A 15,272-nucleotide genomic window follows, 5' to 3' on the forward strand; every position below is an offset into this window, starting at 1 on the left:
TTACCCCCATCCGACTTCAGGAACGCTCCCTATATAATACCGATAACCGAATAAATGACGCAAAGGAGCGCTGAAAGAAATAATTTCTTTTGGTGTTTTTTTTATATTCGGCAAAATTTATATGCGCCGAAAATACTTTCAACGGAGGTCTATTATGGAAAACAATGCAACTGAAACGCGAAAAAAAAAGAGATAATGTGGTCATAGCGGTAACAAGACAGTTCGGTTCACTTGGACGTCCTATCGCCAGAGAAGCCGCTAAAAAACTTGGGCTGAAATTTATCGACCGCGAGATCATCGAAAAAGCAGGCGAACGCATGGGCTATAAGATCGAAGATCTTGAGATGATCGACAATCACCGCATTAAAGGCTTTTCAAGAATGAAATATCCTCTCGGCATAGGAAGGCAGGAACACTCAGGATCAGCTTTTTGAGATCGAAAAAAGCATCATACTTGAATATGCCACATATGAAAACTGCATCATCGTAGGAAGATGCGCAAACTATATTCTCAGACACAGACCCAATGTGCTAAAAGTACATTTCTATGCACCCTATGAAAAGCGCCTTGAAATGTCTATTGACGACCTGAACCTTTCAAAGGGCGAAGCAAAGTCAATGATACAAAAGGTCGATGAAGCGAGAAGCAGCTACTATCTTTACCATACAGGCGAAATGTTTGATTCCACCTCCTATCAGGACGTTATGATAAACAGCTCAGTCTTCTCCTTTGATGAAAATGTAGAAAATCTGTGCAGACTGATAAAAAACAAATACCCAGATCTAGGAAACAGTGATAAATGATCTGCCGAAATGAAGTACAGCAGACATATGACCACAACAGCGTAATGCTAAAAAAATAAAGCCCCTTTGACTGCTTTGTCAGAGGGGCTTGTTCAGTTATGATTGGACAACTGTTTTTAATCTCATAATAGGATGAAGTTATTGCAAAAGTTGAATCCATATCTGCTTGGCGCTTTGAGTTTTCTATGATATAATTAAATTTAAAAACTAATATTCAGATCATGAAAATAACCAGGATATATCATTCTATTTCTGAACTTCGAGAAGATAATGCTACACTCTCAAAAAAGGATTGCAATTCTCTTATTCCAATTAAGTTACTTATTCTCGCTCTTATTGTATCCCGAAGATAATATCACTTCTTTGCTAGGTTTGTGTCACGCGTGACACAAATCATTATAAAGTGAAAAAATTTATTAATTTCCTGACAATCAACAATCTGAACTAATTTGCTCTACTTTAATCCCATTCGGTCAGTTTTGCATCAGGAGCTACCAAAACAGTTTCAGCAGAATCGTTGTTTTCATCACGGAAATAAATGTTCTGATAACTATACGATCTGATATCATCAGAAGACTTTGATACGTAAACAGATGCTGCAATGATCGGTTTTTACACCGTATAAATTTACATCACTCAATTCAAATACCGCAAAAAAATCTTCATAATAGTCACTTTCAGGTAAATGATAAGTACCTGCATTCCGGTTCGGATTAATTTCGAGTATGGATTGAACAGGAATCAAAGCCTTTCTCGTTTCTTACCAGACCTGCGCTTTCATACAATGGCGCAAATGCATCAAGTTTCAGCGGGAGTAGTCAGAAAGTTCTTCATTAAATCTGAGAGCCGATTAATCCTGTCGGCATCCATGTATAGTTTCCATGTAATCTCCTGTCGGTTTTACTTTTAAGCACTACTTCTCTTTTCAAGAGGCTCTCATGAAAACCATCGGGAGATTTGCCGCAGTAGAACTGCAGTTTTAAGCCCGTTGCTTTGTTTACAGCATTTATGTTATCATAAAATCCGTGACTTTTAACATTAACAGTATCTATTTCCCATCTCTCACCGTACTGATCGATAAGATCGCTGACGGTCCAGATAACCTCCAATTCTGAAAATATCATCGCATACCTGGATATACTCCCGATAAAAGATCTGCATTTTTAAATGTCGTCAATCGGCTTCGTATTCAGGCCATGGGTGTTTTCTTCGGGCAGTACTTTCGGACTCAGAAGCAGATGCAGCTGCGATTTCCTCTTCTTTTAACAGAAGAAAACTCCTCTTTTTTATTTCAGAGACCTCGGACCTTGCTATCATTGTTATTTGATGTACTGCTGTCTTTCGTGCTGTTTCCACAGCTTGATAGTATGCAGCATATGCACAATGCAAATACTGCTAATTGTGTAGTTTTTATTTTCATTTTCTTATCCTCCTGAATATCTGCCTTAGTCTATTTATGTGAATTCAATTTATTATATCCACACAGCACTGTAGTTTTCAATAAGAATATCATGAATTGCATCTTCGGAATCCTTGTGCGCCTGCGGTTTATCCAATCTCCATACACCGCTTTTAAGTCAACTGAAATCAAAAAAAACTACTCAAAAACCATCAAAGGGGCTGTTGCACCAAGCAACAGCCCCTTTTCCAAAAATTACAGATTTAGAAATGATGTGTTTACCTTGCAAAAATCGTTCTTAAGAAGAAGATTTACAAAAGAGCCCATATAACTCATTTTTCATAAACGCTTGTTCATCTTTGGATAGCGTTTTTGCCTACTATAAGACTATGAACCGATCTGCTGTGATCAAACAGCATAAGGTCATAATATATTCCCTCGCAGCTGCCATAATCAACATCACACATAAATCGACATTTTTGAGGCTATAGATTCGGGTATTACGTATTTATATTCACTGTAAATCTCTTTAAGGTTTATATGATTCAGTAAAATACTCATCCGGTTCAAGTTTTGCCTTGACCAACTCGGAACAAGATATCACTTACTATATTTTTTAGGATGCCCTGATACCTTCTTTCACACATCTGTGTTCGTCTACTCCTTTGTACACAGACACATAAATGCCGTTTTCTTTTCTTCTTGAAAGGTATGAATAGATCATTTCTCTTAGTCTTTCATCTTTATCAGTCATTTCTTCACGGCTTGATGAGCTGTTTATTTTATCAGCGGAATGCTTTAATTTTTTCGTCATTGAGCGCTTCATCAACATCCTCAGTAATAAAGAGAATATTTGTAGGCAAGTAGTTCGTTAATTTTATTGATATTCATTGAAATGCTGCCACTCAAAATGTGATTAAATATACTTACATCGAGATGTTGTAAGTTCTCGCGAACATTACTTACTGCTTCACAATGTATGCTTTTTGATTGACCGAAATCATATCTACTCACAAGTTCTTGTACACTCCACAGTCGTTAATTCCCGAAATAGCCTTCGGTACATACTTACGTTTGCGTTTAATTATGCAACTTCGTAAGTCATGGCATCTTTCAAATTAAGGGCAGCATTGAGATCTCTGTCTTCGACATAACCACAACTGCATCTATAGATTCTATCTGAAAGCCTTAAATCTTTCTTGATGCATCCGCAACAGTGGCAAAATTTTAGATGATGGATACCATCTGTCTACAACTCTTAATTCAATACCATTTTCGTTGCATTTGACCTGAAGTTTCGCTCTGAATTCATAAAACTTCTGTGCCGCAACCGTTTTTGAAAGATGCCTGTTCTTCATCATTCCTTTTACATTCAAATCCTCAATCGTTATATAAGATGGCTTGGTTTTTTACTATCTCAGCGATTGTCTTATTGATGTAGTCAGTACGGATATTATCTATCCTATGATAAAGTTTCTGTACTTTGAGCTTTTGTTTTTTGTATATTTTTTTTGAGTGGACTCTCCTTTCTTTAAATTTTCATATTTGCGAGAAAGACATCTTTGCTCTCTTCGTAATTGTTTTTTCAAGTTTCTTAACTTTGCCAGACTTGTTGATATTCTTGAATGTTTTTACCATTAGAAATAATCGCTAAATCCCTTTAATCCTAAATCAATACCGATACCTTCGCTGCTGTTTTTGGTGATTTTTGTTGTCAGGTATTTCTACAAGTGCAGATACATAATATCTTCCTGCTTTTTTAGAAACTGTACCGCTTTTGATTTTCCAACCATCTTTAGTTGTTGGTATATAACCCTTTTTCTTTAAGTTTTACCCAACCAAGAGTAGGGATATTTATTCTATGTCTTTCACAAGCACAATCTTTTGGATTATTCTTTACAAAATACATTTTCACATCAGATTTATCCTTTTTCTTATAGTTGGGATAACCGCTTTGATGCTTAAAAAATTTTGTAAAAGCAGCACATCCATCTTCAATAGATTTCTTTACAGATTTAGAACTTACTTCCTTAATCCATAGTTTATCTGGATTATTTGGAAGATATTCGTTATTTAGCCAGACGCTAAAAACTCTTTCCACTCATGAACTTTTCGCCTTTATCGTAAAGTTCTTTGTTATGAGTAAGATAAAAGTTATAAACGTATCTGCAAGTTCCAATAGTCTTATTGATTTTAGCTTTCTGTTCCAATGTTGGACTAATTTCCGTCTTGAAGCTCTTTAGCAATTTCCTCATCCCCTTCTATTTGTTTCTTATACTTACGAAGTCCGTACAACCTGCAAGAAAATACATGAAGAATTGAAACAATGTCCTGCACGAGTTCTTCTTGTGGCGATAATTCTTCATTGTTTACCACCACAATAGTTGTATTAAACTTCATGCAGAATTTTTCAAACCAGTCATAGCCAAACCTGATAAATCTATCTTTATGTGTGACTATGATAGTTTTGATTTTTTGTTCCATCACCTCATCTAATAGTTCATTCCACTTTTTACGGTTATAATTTAAACCACTTCCATAATCTTCAATACATTGGTCTACACTAATGCCTTTAGCATTACAGAACTGTCGTAAAAAGGATACTTGATTTTGTAAGTCATCTTTTTGATTTCTCGTAGACACTCTGGCATAAATAACGATCTGACGATTATCGTTTTCTGTATTTATACCTTTAAACTGAAGATATTGGTCGTAAGTGTAATAACGCCTGTCAGTTGGGGTTCGGTTTGCTTTTAATATGCCTTCTCTGTCCCATCGTTGAAGTGTTTTTACTGAAACACCTAACAATTCGGCAAAATCTTTTGGTTTGTAATTTGTGATATTTGATGTATTCATAATAATATACTCCTTTGAGTTTATTTCAACACATTTAATCACATTTGTCAACTCATTTGATTACTTAACAACCGCTCCTTTTCTTTACTGATCGGTGTTTTCGATCTCAGTCTGCATAGCCGCGTCTATATAGTAGAATAACTCAGCAGCTACTTTAGACACTCCGTTTTGAATTAAATAATTCTTTGCGTCTTCGGGGGAATCGAATATCATCCTCTTATTTTCGCTGTTAAGCAAGTACTCGATCCCACCATTAACAGTTATTCCGTTTAAGGGCCTGCCTACCATAACGCCGCATTCATTTCCTTCCGACAGAGCTTCTATCATGTAGAAATCTTCATCACAGTGAAAGCATTGTCCGAAATAACCCGGGGTCTTTGTTATGTACAACGGTCTTTTGCATTTTGGACAATAATATTTTCCCTCAGCTGCATCCTGTCTTGAAATGAATCCACCTTTGTAAATTCCTCTTACCATCATTATTTTCTCCTTAATTCAGGCCTAATTGGATCTTTACTGTATTGCTTATTTGCTTCATGAAGTTATCATTAAGATCTCCAATATAGTATCTCAGGCGTTCTTTTGAAATAGTTCTTATACTTTCGGCAAGGATCACGCTGTCTTTATTAAGATTGGCTGTTCCTGCCTGTACTAAGAAGTGTGTGGGCTGATTCAGATCTTTGAATTTAGACGTAATAGGTACTACCGTTACAGTAGGAGAATACTTATTTCCCATATTATTCTGGATAATGATAACAGGTCTTACACCTGCCATTTCAGAGCCTATTCCGTCACCGAGGTCAGCAAAATACACCTGCCCTCTCTTAATCAGTTTTCTGTATGTACTGCTTATATTCATTTTTTATAACCTTTCTTTCTATAATTTTTTGGATATGAAATGCTCCAAATTATCAAATCATATCACTACTAAAATTATAATTGAAAATTAGGAGAGATAAAAGAGGCTGTTGAGTTTTAAAAAACGCCCTTTCCATTATACTGGGCATCGACAATGGTTGATCAGCGGCGAAGTCCCGAAACCTTGAAATGATAATGACATCTCCTCGTCTATCAAATGCACGACCGAAAAGTACACGTATCAAAATAAGTTGAATGCTCCTGCATGTATTGATCAGACTTGGATTAACGGTATAATTCTTGTGCGTTTTACCCCCTTTTACGATTTGTAGAATATCCTGTTCGTGCGATTTATCAAAACAGTCGCGAACCTATTGACAATTGGCGCAAGGTAGAGTATAATTGCTACAATAGATTAGGCGTTAGCTAAATTACGAATCTATAGAGAAGGGAGAGAACTATGCAAAAAGGAAACACAAGAGAAAGGATACTGGCAGCTGCGTTGGATCTTTTCTCGGTAAAAGGTTATGATGGAACGACAATAGATGATATTGCAGCACGTGTTGGCATCAAAGGTCCATCTATCTACAAGTATTTGAAAGGAAAAGCCGATCTGTTCCGTGCGCTTGGAGAAAAAACTGACGAAGAATACAATGCCGGAATGGAAAGGTTTCTTAGTGAAGCAGAAAATGTACATTCCGGAAAAGAACTGAAAGAATTTACCATGCATTCTGTTATGTTTACGCTCGATAGCGAAGTTATAACAAAGATGCGCAGGGTGCTGTCCATTGAACAGTTTCGAAGCAAAGATCTTGCAGAACATACTACCGAACATCATCTCACTAAGATCACCACTCTATACACCAAGCTCTTTAAAAGATTGATGGATGAGGGTGTCATGATAAAGGGAGATCCCGAGATCTTTGCAATGGAATATACAGCGCCGACCACCTTACTGATCCATATGTCCGATCGTCAGCCGGAAAAGAAACAGGAAGCGCTGACAACTATTGAGCGGCTGGTCGATTCGTATATTGCCCGCCATTGCCATATCATATAATCAGATATCATATTTACTATTACCGCACTTGGAAATGATTTCGGGTGCGGTTTTGTTTTTCTTCTGAGGACCGTTGATCAAACGAGCTGTATTGTGCAGTGGTTCTGCTTTTTACTTATTTATTAAATAAATAAAGTTCAATGTGCCGAATTAAAAGCAAGTGTATTGACAAATAGTGGAAACTAATGTATAATAGCTAATAGTTGTTAATCTATAAACTATTAGCTTTTACGTATAAAGCCTAATAGCATATAGAATATGGATATGATTATGCGCATGATTAATAACATTTTATTTCAACTAAATTAGGAGTGGTAAAATGAAGTCATATACCAAAATTTTTTCTGTTACTGCTGCACTTGTAACTGCAGAAGAGATTGAATCAGAACTTAATATGCCACCAATGGTCATCACGTAACTATCATTGATAGCTGCGTTATTGATAATATAAATAAAAGGAGTTTACTCAATGAGTTCATTCAAAAGAATTGCATCAACAGCAGCCGCTGTTGTACTCACGTTTACAGGGACTGTTTTCAGTTCTCCAATTGCTTCAAACATTTCCTATGTTTTTCCTGCTTCAATTACAGCAGAAGCCATCTCTGTTGATCAGTACGAAACCTTTTATTGTACTGATACATATGGTACATGGAAATTCGCTCTTTATCACGGCGAAAAAAGCCAATATTCAAGAAAAGATACCAGTAAAATGACTTATACAGATCCAAAGGTTTATATATGTCAGTTCACACCCAAGAATAAGAATAATTGCCCCTATGTTAGTCTTCCGACGACTGTAAGTGGCTCTGTAAAAGATTTTAACAACAAATCTTTTACAATTGATAAGGCTCAGGTAGTAGGAATCAACTATGGAGCTTTCCAAGATAGTAATGTGGAATCTGTATTTATTCCTGCTTACATCGAAGTTATTGAACACAATGCATTTATGAATTGCAAAAAGCTTACAACCGTATCATTTGGTAACGGTTCAGCATTAAAAAGAATAAATGGTGATGTTTTTGCAAACTGTTCATCATTAAAATACATAACACTACCTAGCAAATTGGAGTTTTTAGGAGGATGTTTTTCCGGTTGCACATCTTTGACAAATATTAATATTCCTTCAAAAGTTAAAGAGGTTCAGGAAGGATGTTTTGAAAACTGTGTATCATTAAGGAATATCAATTGTAACCTTAACACCACAAAGATCATGGGAAGAGCTTTTGTTGGATGCAATCAATGGAGAACAATTAATTTTGAAGATGTTTCACTGGGATATGATATAAATCCAAAGTTTAAAAAAATGTTTTCTAGTTTAAATGTCGGAGATATACTTATGATCGATGACGTGATGAAACGCCAGATAAGGACCACAGCGGAATTTTTAACCGCCGGCTGTCATGATGATTATGAAAGAGTTAAAGCACTTAATGATTGGATATGTCAAAAAGTATATTATGATAGAGAAGGCAATTCTCTTGACAACCACGCTGATTATTCAGTTTATTTGGACGATAATACTGTATGTGCTGGGTATGCACAAGGTTTTGCTCTTTTAGCTCAAAGTATTGATATAGAGACATTGGTTGTTTCCAGCGGCAGTCATGCATGGAACATTGTAAAACTTGGTAACAATTATTATCACCTTGATGTAACATGGAATGACGATCCAGATGATAGAACAGGTACAAAATGGAATTATAATTGGTTTTTGAGAGATGATCAGTTTACTAAATCTGAACAGAAAAACCATAGGTCGTGGAATACATACAACTTTGGTGAATTGTACTGTAAAAATAAGAGCTATTCTAGTATTCCAAAATGTAACATAAAACACGGTGATGGTAACTGCGACGGTTATGTCAACAAATCTGATTATAATCTTCTCAGAGACTATCTTTCAAAAAGAAACCCAAAAATAGAGAACATTTATATGTTTGATATGAATGGTGATGGTAAGATAGATCAAACCGATCTTTCAGCATTAGGTTTGCTTGTATAATTCTTTATAGTGTTTAAGGGACTATTGCACTCCCCAGAAAGAAAAGAGCTTAGCGACCTCAAAAGGAGGAGCTAAGCTCTTGGTTTTGTGGTATGATGTAATTACAATAAACATCAAACCAACGAAAGGGTTGTACGTTATTCAAATACAGTCAAAAAAACGACATACGTCATGACTTGGGTAAGTGCGTCTTGAGTTTGGTCTCATCATTACATAACGTGACAATTTGAATATTTTTAGACAAAAGTTAAGAGGCTGCTGCGGGTGCAACAGCCTCTTATTGTTGCTCAGTGTTTGAAAAATTCATCTGCATCTCCCGATAACAAAGTAAATCGAGCTGTATGCTCTTTTCCCTTATTATCAGAAAATGTTATGACAGAACCCATATCCTCTGATGAGTGCATTGCAGGTTCTATTGATGTTACGTTTGCTTTCTTGTCCAGAAAACGCTTGACATGAGCCTTTAAAAGACTCTTCATTGACTCGACATTACTGCCGAGCTCCAATATCGAAAATCTATCGTCTATTGTTTTAGTAAGAAATGTGACATTCATATGTAAAATACTCCTTTCGGGAGCATGTACACAACAGCGCCGGGTACATGCTCCGTAAAAATTTGATAAATAATATGATAAGTGGAATATATTACACAGTGACAATGAGGTGAGAATCACTGTGAGAATAAGGAAGGAAATTGAAAAAGAGATTTGATAAGTGGTTCGATAAGTATATGTACATTCCTAAAAGGAAATTATAGAGTAGTAAGATATATGATAATGGCTTAATAATTTATTATAGCCTTGAAACGGTAGTTAATATCGATAGTTGGAGGGTTTAGAACATCGATATAGAGCAACAATTAATGATCTCCAGTTATCAATCGTTATCTCTGATTATATTGTAGAAGAAAATTCACTCAGATAAAAACAAGCTTTTTTTATTTTTTATCATTTATTATTTTCTGATATAATTTAATCGAAAGATAAAATTGAAAAATTGGAGCGAAAAATTTGAAGGATCCACTCTTAAACAAAGGAGAAATGATATAAATGAAAAATAACAGTATTCTCAAAATAATTTCCGTAAAAACATCACTTAAGCACATCGGGAATGGGCTATACCGCGGGAAATGCCCTTTTTGCGAAACTATACAGCTATACGTTTTTGAAAAAGAAAACTGCTATCATTGTTTTAACTGCGGCAAAAATGGAGATCAGGCGAGATTCATGAATGAAAATAAGATCCATTACAAAGATGCCGTTGGAAAGAAAAATCATGTGATACATACCAAATCCTGCGATTTAAAAACTTTTTATGAGTTGAATTACGAAGCTGCAAAATTCTTTTTTGAAAGGTTATTTTCAAAAAAGGAAAATGTATGCCTGGATTATCTTATAAATAAAAGAGGTCTTACAACAGAGACCATATGTAATTACAGAATGGGTTATGCAGATGGAAATTTCACATCACTAAAAGAACATATGCTTGGATTAGGATACACGATCGAACAGCTTCTTCAAAGCTCACTGGTTACAGTATCCAAAAACGATGAGATCATTGATTTTTTTAATAACAGAGCTATGTTCCCTTTTATAGATATAAACGGAAATATCATCGGATTTGGTGGCAGAAAACTAGATGGTGATAACAATTTTAAGTATCTAAATATCAAAAACACACCATGCTATACCAAAAACAACTTCTTGTTTTCTCTGAACTATGCCGTAAAAAACATAAGTAAAGGTGAAACACCGATATTATGTGAAGGTAATCTCGATGTGATATCAATGCATCAGGCAGGCTTCAGAACCGCCGTGGCGAGCTGTGGGACAGCTCTTACAACCAAACAGGCTTTATTGCTAAAGCGTTATTCAGACGAAATAATTATATGTTATGATAATGATGATGCCGGGATAGCAGCAACTGAGAAAGCAATAGACATACTTGAAGGCGTCGGATTTACAGTATACGTGATTAGCATCCGGGATGCAAAAGATCCGGATGAGTTCATAAAAAAATTCGGAGCTAAACAATTCTATCAGCTGATAAGAAATGATTTAAAAAATTCCATCTTTTACAGAATAGAACAATTATCTCAAAAATACGATCTTACTGACCTAGATGCTCAATCATACTTTATAAAGGATGTAACAGAGTTATCGTTACGTAAAAATTATGATCCTGAAAAAGCTATCAAAGAAACTTTCAATTTTATTTGATCCTTCAAGCAAAAAGAGGTTGTCGAATTAAGGACAGCCTCTTTTTGGCACTCGAAAAGCACTACAATATATTAAGATGTAAAGCAGAAAAAGCCTTAATTTCAATCTTTACAATTTTTGCTATCCAAAGCATGATATAAGAACAAAAATCCTATTGACAGTTATAGAAAAGTATGTTACAATAACTAGAACAGTTAAATATATTAATGTATTTAATCTAATTTAATTTTAGGAGGCTAAATTTATGAAGATGAAAAAAGTTTTGGCAGTAGTGATGTCGCTTTGTATGGTGGCAGGTATTGTCAGCTATGGTGCGCCTGTTATTACACAGAGCATAACCGCACAAGCTGCTGAGGCAAATATAAGCTGCTATTCTTTCGATGAAACAACAGGTACACTTACTCTCAGGGGAGAGATAGATGCTGATGCTCTGAGAAATTTCAGCTCTAAATTCAAAGTAAAGTCTATTGTGGCAGAGGAAGGAACAATTTTTCCAGAAGACTGTAGTAATCTGTTTTACAGGTATGTTTCTTGTACGTCTATTGATCTTTCACAAGCAGATACGAGCAATGTCACAAACATGAAGCAAATGTTCTACAGTTGTTCAAAGCTAGCTTACATTGATGTAAGTGGATTTGATACAAGCAGCGTAACAGATATGTCAAATATGTTCAATTACTGTCAAAAGTTGGCTTCATTTAATTTAAGTTCATTTGATACAAGTAATGTAACAAATATGAGCTATATGTTTGCAAGCTGTTCTTCGACAACACTTGATATAAGCGGATTTGATACAAGCAATGTTACAGATATGTCTTATATGTTCATGGGCTGCACTCTTCTGTCTGCGCTTGATCTGAGTTCATTTGACACAAGCAAGGTAAAAGATATGCAGTTTATGTTTTCAAGTTGTGACAATCTGACATCGCTTGATCTGAGCGGATTTGACACAAGTAATGTAACGAATATGCGTGGTATGCTATCATATTGTAATAGACTTACTGAACTTGATATAGGTGGTTTAGATACAGGCAAAGTTACCGATATGGGCTATATGTTCGCTGGTTGTTCCGCTATAACATCATTGGATCTGAGTAATTTTGATACAAGCAATGTAAAAGGTATGGATAATATGTTTGCCCAGTGTTTTAAAATTTCTGAGCTGAATTTAAGTGGGTTTGACACAAGTAACGTCATATATATGGATGGGATGTTCAGTCATCTTTCCAGCATGACCACGCTGGATCTGAGCAGTTTTGATACAAGCAACGTAAAATGTATGAGCTGTATGTTTGATGCTTCTTCCGGCTTAACATCACTGGATCTGAGTGGTTTTGATACAAGTAGTTTAACTGATACGAACAGTATGTTCAGAAGATGTACGAACCTTACTACACTTGATGTAAGCAGCTTTGATATAAGCAACGTTACAGATATGAGTGGTATGTTCTCCGAGTGTTCAAGTCTTACTGACCTTGATCTGAGCAGCTTTGCTCCAAGCAAGGATACTCGTATGGGTTATATGTTCGAGCGTTGTTCAGGCTTGAAAAAACTCACTCTCGGCGAGAGATTTTCCGGCATACCAAGAGGAGCTACACTCCACAACGACATCGGTTGGGTAAATGCGAATGATCCTAAAACTATCATCAGCGGCGACGGAGAATATGCCGTTATCGAAAATGAAGGGAAAAACACCTACAAACTTTTTGGTACCGATACAGAAAATACACTCACCTACCCCACAAACATCAAGGTAGAATACAGCAAGGAATATCACCAGGTAAGATTTTCATGGGATAAGGTAGAAGGTGCTGACAGATACGGCATTGCTGTATACCTGGCTGGAAAGTGGAGAGTACAGGCGCAGAACATAACAGGCACTGTATATACTTCTCCTAAGAACCTCACCCCCGGCAAAACCTACAAAGTAGCTATCGCAGCGAGAGTTAACGGCAAGTGGGATACCGCAAACGCTATCAAACATTCTGGTACTGTAACTATAAGGTGAAAGTTCAAAACTGAACCAATTCTGATAAATAAAACGGGACTGTTGCCACCTAGCAACAGTCCCGTTTTTTATGCTATTACTGCAGAAGAGATTACTGAACAATCGGAAAGGCCAAGTCTTTGAATGATTTTTTTAATACATTCTTTGGAATTTCTTCCCCAGATGCTCATATATTCGCCCTCTGATAGAATCTCTTTTTTCTTCGGTAAATTTTTCGTATACGTCTTTTATGTAAAAGACCTTACCTTTGAATGATGCGTTGATTTTCTCCCATAAATGCAGTGTTTTAACTACGTTGATATTATCCATAATTATCCTCCTCGTAATAGTTTGTTTGATCTCCAACTATCAGTGAATGTTCACTATTGTTATTTTACAAGAAAATAATTACAAATAAAATCTCCCTCCTAGAAAAAAAAGAAGGGAGAAAATGATTACTCAGTCAGAACCGAATCAAGGAATTTAAGGAAAGACTCTTTTGTGCTATAAAGGTCATCGTTATTTTCAAATACATGATCATAATTATATTTATTTACCTCATCATCAGCTCTGTTTCCGAAAACAAGATAATCCTTTTCGTTCCTGCTGACCAGAAGAGTGACAACAGTAATGCCGCATACACGATGTTTTACAGTTTCTTTGAAATGTTCTATCATTTCGGGTTCTCGAATATGAACGAACATGACCTTATATTCCGGTAAGCCAGCAAATTCTTCTGCTTTTTTCAGAATATACTCGTTGGCACCGTCGTTATAACGTGTTACAAGAGATTTCAGATCAGCAAGGAATTTTCTGTCTTCAAGAGTTTTACTTCCGTTCCATCCGATTATCTCAGCCATTTTCTTCATGGGATCAATGGATGACACGTTTATTGTTGGATACTTTTCCGAAGCAAAATTGCAAAGCGTATCTTTCCCACAGCCGCCTTTGCCATTTATTACAATTATAGTTTTATTCATCATATTTCTCCTTTCGGTAATAATTAACTTTATTGCATTTATCAGATTCGTATAGTTGATCATCTGTATTTTCCTATATATTTGCCATAAATACTCCTCCTGACTATGTTAAAATCCAAGTTATCAATGATACACTCTATAACAATTATATCTGAAAATCCAAATAAATAAAAACTCCCCGTTTATTGAAAAACAGGGAGAACAAAATTACTTTTATAATTTTAGAGGTTACTCAAGAGCTCTCGTTCGATGTCTTTTTCGTGAAAAACTGATTTTGATGTGTAGTCTTCCAAAAAAGGGTCTTCCCATTTATACAGTACAACATCTTTTTTGCCTACATTGGTATTTTTACGAAGATCTTCCCCCTGAGTTTCTGCCATTGCCAAATCTATTTCACCGCCACTTTGCGGTCTATAGCAGATCCCCACGGAAGGATTATCCAGATCTTTGCCTGCATAAGCCACAAGCTGCCCCGCAAATGTATCTACAGTTATTTCAGGCTTTAACAACCCCCAATTCTCGATAGTTTCCATAAGTCTATCAGACAATTCATCGTAATCACTTCCGTAAATATTAGCACTTTCCTCTGGATCAAGGTCTTCATCTTCGTCTCTTTCAGGATTAGGGATGATAACTCCTTTGCTATCAAGAAATTCTTCGAAGATGTCGATAAGCTGACCTTTTAACTCAGCAAGCTGAGTTAATTTTTCATCTTCACTGCAAGTTCTTATATCTTTCGTATCATACATTATCTAGTTCTCCTTTTTGATAAGCTTAAAATCAATATTTATTCTCTTGAATCCAAAGGTATCAACATAGTACAGTCTTCCCTCAAGATCAATGACGTCAGAAACACTCATACTGCGTCCTTTGAAATCTTTCGGATGTCTGATATTGAATACGTTATACAGTTCGTTGAGCGCATAGCTGTCACTGCCAGATAAATCGGTTTTACCGGAATAAACCATGTCATAATCCTTTATTGACAGATCCGGCTTCTCTTTTTTTGCTGTTTCATAACATGAAAAAACAGCACCTCGTGTTTTATTTGAATATTTCATCTGAAAAATTTTATAGTTCATATTATCCTCCTGTTTCTCATAATCC

17 protein-coding genes and 1 pseudogene are annotated in these 15,272 nt (G+C 35.9%); 6 read left to right on the top strand and 12 right to left on the bottom strand.

Annotated features, from left to right (window positions below; genetic code table 11):
* Nucleotides 1-164 precede the first annotated feature (164 nt).
* Nucleotides 165-434, top strand: a complete 270-nt coding sequence (locus N773_RS23325; RefSeq protein WP_024858957.1) for a cytidylate kinase family protein — start codon at nucleotides 165-167, stop codon at nucleotides 432-434.
* Nucleotides 435-450: 16 nt separating this feature from the next.
* On the top strand, nucleotides 451-804 hold the full coding sequence (locus N773_RS23330; RefSeq protein WP_278245379.1) for an AAA family ATPase: 354 nt from the start codon (nucleotides 451-453) through the stop codon (nucleotides 802-804).
* Between the two features lie 833 nt (nucleotides 805-1,637).
* Here the strand turns inward: N773_RS23330 and N773_RS0117475 are convergent.
* The 7 genes and pseudogenes from N773_RS0117475 to N773_RS0117500 all read right to left on the bottom strand — a co-directional run bounded on the left by N773_RS0117475 (nucleotide 1,638) and on the right by N773_RS0117500 (nucleotide 5,918).
* The gene (locus tag N773_RS0117475) at nucleotides 1,638-1,928 is read right to left on the bottom strand and encodes a hypothetical protein (RefSeq protein WP_024858959.1); all 291 of its coding nucleotides are present in this window, start codon (nucleotides 1,926-1,928) and stop codon (nucleotides 1,638-1,640) included.
* Nucleotides 1,929-1,977: 49 nt separating this feature from the next.
* Nucleotides 1,978-2,121, bottom strand: coding sequence for a hypothetical protein (locus N773_RS22710; protein WP_196231678.1), 144 nt, complete (start codon nucleotides 2,119-2,121; stop codon nucleotides 1,978-1,980).
* 698 nt (nucleotides 2,122-2,819) lie between these two features.
* Entirely contained in the window at nucleotides 2,820-3,017 is a 198-nt protein-coding gene (locus tag N773_RS0117480) for a hypothetical protein (protein WP_155250945.1), read from the bottom strand.
* Nucleotides 3,018-3,287: 270 nt separating this feature from the next.
* Nucleotides 3,288-4,449, bottom strand: a pseudogene (locus tag N773_RS20635) (RNA-guided endonuclease InsQ/TnpB family protein).
* On the bottom strand, nucleotides 4,421-5,044 hold the full coding sequence (locus tag N773_RS0117490; RefSeq protein ID WP_196231662.1) for an IS607 family transposase: 624 nt from the start codon (nucleotides 5,042-5,044) through the stop codon (nucleotides 4,421-4,423). The pseudogene N773_RS20635 and the gene N773_RS0117490 overlap by 29 nt, the downstream one beginning before the upstream one ends.
* Before the next feature lie 99 nt (nucleotides 5,045-5,143).
* Complete coding sequence (locus N773_RS0117495; RefSeq protein ID WP_080678409.1) at nucleotides 5,144-5,539, bottom strand: hypothetical protein; 396 nt, start codon at nucleotides 5,537-5,539, stop codon at nucleotides 5,144-5,146.
* A gap of 10 nt (nucleotides 5,540-5,549) precedes the next feature.
* Nucleotides 5,550-5,918, bottom strand: coding sequence for a type II toxin-antitoxin system PemK/MazF family toxin (locus tag N773_RS0117500; protein ID WP_013483643.1), 369 nt, complete (start codon nucleotides 5,916-5,918; stop codon nucleotides 5,550-5,552).
* A gap of 459 nt (nucleotides 5,919-6,377) precedes the next feature.
* Between N773_RS0117500 and N773_RS0117505 the strand changes: the two genes are divergently transcribed.
* Entirely contained in the window at nucleotides 6,378-6,977 is a 600-nt protein-coding gene (locus tag N773_RS0117505; protein WP_024858963.1) for a TetR/AcrR family transcriptional regulator, read from the top strand.
* A 469-nt stretch (nucleotides 6,978-7,446) separates the two neighbouring features.
* Entirely contained in the window at nucleotides 7,447-8,979 is a 1,533-nt protein-coding gene (locus N773_RS0117515) for a leucine-rich repeat protein (protein ID WP_024858964.1), read from the top strand.
* Nucleotides 8,980-9,266: 287 nt separating this feature from the next.
* Here N773_RS0117515 and N773_RS0117520 read toward each other — a convergent pair whose 3' ends face one another.
* Nucleotides 9,267-9,533: a hypothetical protein gene (locus N773_RS0117520; RefSeq protein ID WP_013483642.1), complete on the bottom strand. Its 267-nt coding sequence runs from the start codon at nucleotides 9,531-9,533 to the stop codon at nucleotides 9,267-9,269.
* Between the two features lie 495 nt (nucleotides 9,534-10,028).
* Between N773_RS0117520 and dnaG the strand changes: the two genes are divergently transcribed.
* Both dnaG and N773_RS21550 read left to right on the top strand, forming a co-directional pair.
* Complete coding sequence (dnaG, locus tag N773_RS0117525; RefSeq protein ID WP_024858965.1) at nucleotides 10,029-11,198, top strand: DNA primase; 1,170 nt, start codon at nucleotides 10,029-10,031, stop codon at nucleotides 11,196-11,198.
* Between the two features lie 244 nt (nucleotides 11,199-11,442).
* Complete coding sequence (locus N773_RS21550) at nucleotides 11,443-13,206, top strand: BspA family leucine-rich repeat surface protein (protein ID WP_024858966.1); 1,764 nt, start codon at nucleotides 11,443-11,445, stop codon at nucleotides 13,204-13,206.
* A 132-nt stretch (nucleotides 13,207-13,338) separates the two neighbouring features.
* Here N773_RS21550 and N773_RS22380 read toward each other — a convergent pair whose 3' ends face one another.
* The 4 genes from N773_RS22380 to N773_RS0117550 form a co-directional block, all read right to left on the bottom strand.
* Nucleotides 13,339-13,515 (bottom strand): hypothetical protein, encoded by a 177-nt coding sequence (locus N773_RS22380; RefSeq protein ID WP_196231680.1) that lies wholly within the window; start codon nucleotides 13,513-13,515, stop codon nucleotides 13,339-13,341.
* A 125-nt stretch (nucleotides 13,516-13,640) separates the two neighbouring features.
* Nucleotides 13,641-14,165: a hypothetical protein gene (locus tag N773_RS0117540; protein WP_024858967.1), complete on the bottom strand. Its 525-nt coding sequence runs from the start codon at nucleotides 14,163-14,165 to the stop codon at nucleotides 13,641-13,643.
* Nucleotides 14,166-14,386: 221 nt separating this feature from the next.
* Nucleotides 14,387-14,914 carry a hypothetical protein gene (locus N773_RS0117545; RefSeq protein WP_024858968.1) on the bottom strand — a complete coding sequence of 176 codons (528 nt, stop codon included), beginning with the start codon at nucleotides 14,912-14,914 and terminating at the stop codon, nucleotides 14,387-14,389.
* Nucleotides 14,915-14,917: 3 nt separating this feature from the next.
* Entirely contained in the window at nucleotides 14,918-15,247 is a 330-nt protein-coding gene (locus N773_RS0117550) for a YodL domain-containing protein (protein ID WP_013483637.1), read from the bottom strand.
* Nucleotides 15,248-15,272 lie beyond the last annotated feature (25 nt).

The sequence above is a fragment of the Ruminococcus albus AD2013 genome (genome assembly GCF_000526775.1).
Lineage (GTDB): Bacteria > Bacillota > Clostridia > Oscillospirales > Ruminococcaceae > Hominimerdicola > Hominimerdicola alba_A.

Coding starts and splice junctions, on each gene's coding strand:
- N773_RS0117545 (WP_024858968.1), bottom strand. CDS start 14,914: ATGTATGATACGAAAGATATAAGAACTTGCAGTGAAGATGAAAAATTA.
- N773_RS0117475 (WP_024858959.1), bottom strand. CDS start 1,928: ATGATATTTTCAGAATTGGAGGTTATCTGGACCGTCAGCGATCTTATC.
- N773_RS21550 (WP_024858966.1), top strand. CDS start 11,443: ATGAAGATGAAAAAAGTTTTGGCAGTAGTGATGTCGCTTTGTATGGTG.
- N773_RS0117495 (WP_080678409.1), bottom strand. CDS start 5,539: ATGATGGTAAGAGGAATTTACAAAGGTGGATTCATTTCAAGACAGGAT.
- N773_RS0117540 (WP_024858967.1), bottom strand. CDS start 14,165: ATGAATAAAACTATAATTGTAATAAATGGCAAAGGCGGCTGTGGGAAA.
- N773_RS22710 (WP_196231678.1), bottom strand. CDS start 2,121: ATGATAGCAAGGTCCGAGGTCTCTGAAATAAAAAAGAGGAGTTTTCTT.
- N773_RS0117480 (WP_155250945.1), bottom strand. CDS start 3,017: ATGACGAAAAAATTAAAGCATTCCGCTGATAAAATAAACAGCTCATCA.
- N773_RS0117500 (WP_013483643.1), bottom strand. CDS start 5,918: ATGAATATAAGCAGTACATACAGAAAACTGATTAAGAGAGGGCAGGTG.
- N773_RS0117550 (WP_013483637.1), bottom strand. CDS start 15,247: ATGAACTATAAAATTTTTCAGATGAAATATTCAAATAAAACACGAGGT.
- N773_RS23325 (WP_024858957.1), top strand. CDS start 165: ATGCAACTGAAACGCGAAAAAAAAAGAGATAATGTGGTCATAGCGGTA.
- N773_RS22380 (WP_196231680.1), bottom strand. CDS start 13,515: ATGGATAATATCAACGTAGTTAAAACACTGCATTTATGGGAGAAAATC.
- N773_RS0117520 (WP_013483642.1), bottom strand. CDS start 9,533: ATGAATGTCACATTTCTTACTAAAACAATAGACGATAGATTTTCGATA.
- N773_RS0117505 (WP_024858963.1), top strand. CDS start 6,378: ATGCAAAAAGGAAACACAAGAGAAAGGATACTGGCAGCTGCGTTGGAT.
- dnaG (WP_024858965.1), top strand. CDS start 10,029: ATGAAAAATAACAGTATTCTCAAAATAATTTCCGTAAAAACATCACTT.
- N773_RS0117515 (WP_024858964.1), top strand. CDS start 7,447: ATGAGTTCATTCAAAAGAATTGCATCAACAGCAGCCGCTGTTGTACTC.